Origin of the sequence: Endozoicomonas sp., assembly GCF_031844845.1 — a bacterium.
Lineage (GTDB): Bacteria > Pseudomonadota > Gammaproteobacteria > Pseudomonadales > Endozoicomonadaceae > Endozoicomonas.
Genome location: NZ_JAVRMB020000104.1, coordinates 1 through 5,475, shown reverse-complemented (window position 1 = coordinate 5,475; position 5,475 = coordinate 1). Strand labels below are relative to the sequence as shown.

At 48.5% G+C, this 5,475-nt stretch carries 7 protein-coding genes; 5 read left to right on the top strand and 2 right to left on the bottom strand.

Going from position 1 to position 5,475, the window contains the following annotated elements:
- Nucleotides 1-95: 95 nt before the first annotated feature.
- The 5 genes from RM811_RS04975 (at nucleotide 96) to RM811_RS04955 (ending at nucleotide 4,144) form a co-directional block, all read left to right on the top strand.
- Entirely contained in the window at nucleotides 96-239 is a 144-nt protein-coding gene (locus RM811_RS04975) for a DUF4160 domain-containing protein (protein WP_402521388.1), read from the top strand.
- A complete protein-coding gene (locus tag RM811_RS04970) occupies nucleotides 187-663 on the top strand; it encodes an MBL fold metallo-hydrolase (RefSeq protein ID WP_402521386.1) in 477 nt (158 codons plus the stop codon). The genes RM811_RS04975 and RM811_RS04970 overlap by 53 nt, the downstream gene beginning before the upstream one ends.
- A 213-nt stretch (nucleotides 664-876) precedes the next feature.
- Nucleotides 877-1,416 carry an RNA polymerase sigma factor SigZ gene (gene sigZ, locus RM811_RS04965; RefSeq protein WP_402521384.1) on the top strand — a complete coding sequence of 180 codons (540 nt, stop codon included), beginning with the start codon at nucleotides 877-879 and terminating at the stop codon, nucleotides 1,414-1,416.
- 113 nt (nucleotides 1,417-1,529) lie between these two features.
- On the top strand, nucleotides 1,530-2,708 hold the full coding sequence (locus RM811_RS04960) for a MalY/PatB family protein (RefSeq protein WP_402521382.1): 1,179 nt from the start codon (nucleotides 1,530-1,532) through the stop codon (nucleotides 2,706-2,708).
- A gap of 209 nt (nucleotides 2,709-2,917) precedes the next feature.
- Nucleotides 2,918-4,144: a dicarboxylate/amino acid:cation symporter gene (locus tag RM811_RS04955; protein WP_402521380.1), complete on the top strand. Its 1,227-nt coding sequence runs from the start codon at nucleotides 2,918-2,920 to the stop codon at nucleotides 4,142-4,144.
- Here RM811_RS04955 and RM811_RS04950 read toward each other — a convergent pair.
- Both RM811_RS04950 and RM811_RS04945 read right to left on the bottom strand, forming a co-directional pair.
- On the bottom strand, nucleotides 4,113-5,054 hold the full coding sequence (locus RM811_RS04950; protein ID WP_402521377.1) for a BadF/BadG/BcrA/BcrD ATPase family protein: 942 nt from the start codon (nucleotides 5,052-5,054) through the stop codon (nucleotides 4,113-4,115). The genes RM811_RS04955 and RM811_RS04950 overlap by 32 nt on opposite strands.
- A gap of 6 nt (nucleotides 5,055-5,060) precedes the next feature.
- Nucleotides 5,061-5,475: ChbG/HpnK family deacetylase (locus RM811_RS04945; RefSeq protein WP_402521375.1), on the bottom strand; the 415-nt coding region annotated here is incomplete at its 5' end.

Below are 5,475 nucleotides of genomic sequence, written 5' to 3'. Positions count from 1 at the left end.
TCGCGCAAAGGCGTAATGCTTTTTAGAGCTTGTCTCGTGTAACATCATTGTGCTGTTGAATTTCAGAATTATAACCCTGACCTTGGGGCTCCATAATGCCAGTAATATCAAGCTTTTTTGGAATTTATATCAGGATGTACCATGCTGATCATGCTCCGCCTCATATCCATGCAGCGTATCAGGGACATGAGGCACTTATTAGAAATCTCTACAGGTCCAGAGCATTCTGTTTTTTATAGTGGTGATACCAGCCTGCATAATGAGTTTTCCCGTATTGGTGAGGAACTCGGTCCCTTTGACCTGACGATAATTGAATCGGGCTCTTATAGTGATATGTGGGCAGACACGCACCTCGGACCGGAGCAAGCCGTTATCGTACATAAACTGGTCCGGGGGAACATTATGATGCCCGTTCATTGGGCAGGGTTTAATATGGCACCGCATGGCTGGACTGAACCCGTAGAACGAGTTCTGGCTGCGGCAAAACGCCTGGATGTTCCGGTGACCACTCCAATGCCCGGTCAATCGATAGAACTTGATAATGCACTGCAAACTCGGCGCTGGTGGCCAACCCTGAAATGGAGCACGGCCGCTCTGACGCCGGTTTGGTCCAGTGACAGTCAGAATGAGTTGAGGCTGTTTCCTGACCCGGCACTATTTTAGACGAACGTTGATACCTCGGAGCTTGCTCCGAGGTAGTTCATTTATAACGTGCTTTCACAGTTACTGGTTCACTCGCTGATGACTCTGATAGTACTGATGCTGGATTCCTGACACTTACGGTAAACATTAATCCAAATCTACTTATTTACCTGGCTGTCATATTTCCCCTAACATCGAAATATCTTTTGAAGACATCATCTCGTAGGGAGGAATATGCTGGCACAATGGCTACATCACAAAGAACAACTTCGTCACTATGTCCACAAAAATGTCGATGATTTAGAGGCCGTTGAAGACATACTGCAAGATGTTTATATCAAGGCGAGTACCCATCTTACTCAGCTCAAATTCCGGGATAACATCAAAAGCTGGCTGTACCGTATCACGCATAACACGATCATGGACTTCCATCGCAGCCGACAGTTTTACGAAGAGCTGCCCGATTACGTTGTGGCCGACGAGCTGGCTCCTGAGGAAGAAAACTTACAAAAAATGGCACAATGCCTAAGGCCTATGTTTGACTGTCTGCCTGAAAAATATCGAGTTCCTATGCTGTTGTCGGAGCTAGAGGGACTGACTCAACAGGAAATTGCTGACCAGCTGGGACTATCCCTTTCAGGCGCTAAGAGTCGAGTTCAGAGAGGCAGAGTTAAGTTTAAGGAGTTGCTGATGATCTGCTGTGATATCGAAGCAGGACGTGAAGGTATCATTGACTTTAAGCCCAAGGCACAGTGTCAGCATATGCTGAATTAGTGCGCGGAATTATTTACCATTAGCAACCGTCATTAAAAAAATAACTTTTTTTGCGTCTATTTTTCTCCAGTCCCGTCTTAATCACATCAAACGGATCAAAGCTGGAGAAAATCATGTTTAATACAGAGCCTGCCAACAAAGCGATCAGCAATAAGTTCATTAAGAGCGATAGCCAGATGCTAAACCAAATATATGGCACCGATGATGTCGTGCCATATTGGATTGCTGATATGGAGTTTCCTGTTGCCTCTCCGATCACACAGGCAATGCAAGATTTGGTTCATAGAGAAACTTATTCCTATGAGTTTGACTCTGAAACGGTATTTAAAGCGATCGCGAGCTGGAATAAAACAAGACATGGTTTAAATCTGAATCCTACCCACTTTGTACAGGTTCCGGGCGTGCTTAGTGCCATAGCCCTGTTGATCCGGGAGTTTTCAGAGGCTGGTGATAGCGTGCTTATACAAACCCCGGTCTATCACCAGTTCCGCAGATTGATTGAATCTGCAGGTAGAAAATCGGTCAACAACACATTAAAAATCGAAGATGAACACTATGTGATGGATTTTGTCGATTTTGAACATCAGCTAAAGCACGGCAACGTCAAGATTGTTTTGCTCTGTAACCCCCATAACCCTGTTGGCCGGGTCTGGAAAAAAGCAGAGTTGGAACAGCTGGTTGCCATCGCCAGGAAATATCAAACCTTGATTATTAGCGATGAAGTACATGGGGATATTGTTTTTGAAGGGGTGGCATTCACCAGTATTACTGAACTGGATTACGACAATAGTATTTCAATTATTGGTTCACCCGCTAAAAATTTCGGCTTAAACAGCATCGCTAATGGGTATATCTACACGGATAACACCGAGTTGAAAGACAAGATCAAGGCAACAGTGAACTCTATGTCGCTAGATCATAGTAATGCCTTTACCACCAATGCGACCATCGCCGCTTATCAACAGGGTGAAAAGTGGTTTGATGCGTTTCTGACCTACACACAAAAAAATCGAAATTGGATGCTCAATTTCCTACAGGTTAACCTGCCCGGGATTAAAGTGTTCGCCCCAGAGGGTACCAATCAGGTTTGGCTCGACTTTACCGGTCTGGGACTGCAATCGGCAGAGCTAAAAACCCTGTTGAGTCAAAAATCTAAAATGGCACTCACCCCTGGCACATGGTTCGGTGAGCCTGATGAGAACTTCTATCGTATGAACTTTGCGGCACCACTTGAGCAAATAAAGGCCTCGTTTGAGTTGCTGCTGGCTGAAATTGAGAAAGCGAATCAATAATCAAGGTCTGTCGGTGTTGGCGAGTTTAATTGTCGGCTTTTAGGCCCTCGGGTCACCCTGAACGGGGGGGGACAGACCTACAGATCGCCCTTTATGACAACCACGCAGAGCGTGGGGATGAGGGGTTTCAACAAAGTGCGTAACATGAGTTAGATAATTTTAGTCCCGGGAAGGGTGCTAAGAAGCAGTCGGGTAATCAGGTAATCAAAATGAAAAACGATCAGACAAAAAATGAGTGGGGCTTAATCACCAAGCTGTTCATGGGCATCGCAGTCGGTACCGCTATTGGTCTGTTGGCTAATGAGCAGGTGATGACGGTGGTTAGCTCCGTCAAATACACCCTGGGACAATTTATCTTCTTTATGATGCCTCTGGTGATCATCGGCTTTATCACACCGGCAATTACCCGGCTAAGACAGAACGCCAATAAAATGCTGGGCGCGGGTATCACCATCGCCTATCTATCCGCCGTAGTTGCAGCGACCATGGCTTATTTTGCCGGACTGTTAATTATTCCTCACCTGTCCGTGCCAACTTCAATGGAGGTACTGCGACAGCTACCCGAAGCCGTATTCAAACTGGATATACCTCCACTGATGTCGGTGATGAGTGCCTTGGTCACTGCCATTGTGATGGGTATCGCGGTGCTATCCTCCAAAGCCACCGCCTTCGAAAAACTGCTGAATGAGATGGAAGGCATCATGCTGACAGTGGTCACTAAGATGATCATACCGATGCTGCCACTGTTGATTGCGGCTACTTTTGCAGGTCTCGCCTGGCAGGGTACCCTGACTGAACAGTTGCCGGTCTTTCTGAAAGTGGTGGTGGTTGCCATTCTCGGCCATATTGTCTGGCTGGGTGTTTTGTACGCCATAGGTGGTGCCATTTCAGGGAAGAATCCCATTGAAGTAATCAAACACTACGGCCCGGCTTATATGACCGCAGTGGGTACCATGTCAAGTGCCGCGACTTTACCTGTTGCCCTGGCTTCGGCCCGAAAATCCAAAGTGCTGAGCCGTGAAACGGTGGATTTCTTTATCCCGCTGGGTGGCACTATTCATCTGGCCGGTTCGGTGCTGACAGAAACCTTCTTCGTTATGGTGATTTCCCTGATGTTGTACGGAACCCTGCCTTCTTTCGGTACGATGATAACCTTTATTTTACTGTTCGGTATTTTTGCCATTGGAGCACCCGGTGTTCCGGGCGGAACAGTCATGGCTTCAATGGGGCTGGTCGTGGGTGTGCTCGGCTTTGACCCTGCGGGTGTTGCTCTGTTGCTGGCGTTTTTTGCCCTTCAGGACAGCTTTGGTACCGCCGCCAATATTACGGGTGATGGTGCGATTGCGTTAATGCTGGAAGGTCTGTTCAATAAGGGTGAGGAGTCTGCTGCTCTCCCTTCTGATCTCAAAAGTGCTCAAATGGCTGCATCGGTATAGCAACCCTTTTGCGACAAAGTAACTTCGCAGCCATCAGCAGTGCGCCATGCATGGCATCACCCTTTGGCAGGGTTGCAATAGTCGCAACATCTTCCGGCAACCATGGCATGACAAACTCGCTAAGCCCTCCAACCAATGCACACTGGTTGGCACCACGCTGGTGCAGCACACGGATCATCATGGCAGCATCATCAGCGCTTTCCTGAATCAGCTGTTCAGCAAGGGGATCACCTTTGCTCAGGTGTTCAACAACCAGCGGCCCAAAAGAACCATAGTCTCTGGGGAGAGCACTGTCCTGCCAGGCAACGGCGTTTTCCGGCATGTTATCAAAGGTTGCCATGATGTCTCTGCTCAACGGTGTTTCCGGCTTCATGCCTTCATGGGCCAGCAGTGAGTAACGAATGGCGGCTAATCCCAGGCTGGCACCACTGCCATGGTCTGAAATAGGGAATCCCCAGCCACCCAGTGTTTTCATCTCGCCATTAATCAGGCTGGCTCCACAGGAGCCGGTACCCAGAATCAGAATAGCGCCATCGTTGCCATTAAAGGCACCCATACAGGCGGCGTAGGCGTCAGTTTCCAGGAAGATGCTGGCAAATGGCAAGCCCCAGCCCAATACCAGCTCCCGTTCTTTCTGCTGGTTGACTCCGGCCAGTCCCAGTCCGGCATATATCCGTCCAAGGTCGCTTTCTTCAAGGCCTGCCTTACTCATCGCTTCACGGGTTGCCTGCATAATAGCATTACAGGCTAAATCGAGGCCTGTGCGAGGGTTGGCACTGCCTGCGAAACCTTCACCCAGAATATTGCCGTCAAGATCAGTGATACGGGCGCGGCATGAAGTGCCGCCACCGTCTACACCCAGAAGTAGTGGTTGTTTGTTGTCTGTTTCTTTTAATGGTGTGGGTGCCATGTTCGTTTAATCCTGAAGGCAACTGTAATCGGAGATAGTTACGCCCATACCACTTAGACTTTCAAGCAGTGATGGATCGGTCAGAATCGCCAGCTCACGGGTTCTGGCTGTAGAGTAGCGACTGGCTTCCAGCAGTGGTTCATCAATCAGGGCGGGATGTGCCATGAGTTCCAGTACCTGAGCTCTGCCCAGGTATTGGCGAACAATTTCCAGAAGGTGTTCGCTGGTCAGGTGGTCACCATAAAACTTGTCTGAAAACCCAAGACTTTTGCCTTTATACTGGGTCATTTCATTTTCCGGGCGAAGTGGAACCTTGTACTCTTCGGCCAGTTTTCTGGCAATAGGGGCTACCAATGCGTGGCGGTGGCAGTGGTGGTGACCGTCTATATGGCTGAGTGATACGCCCAGGTTCAGGAAATGT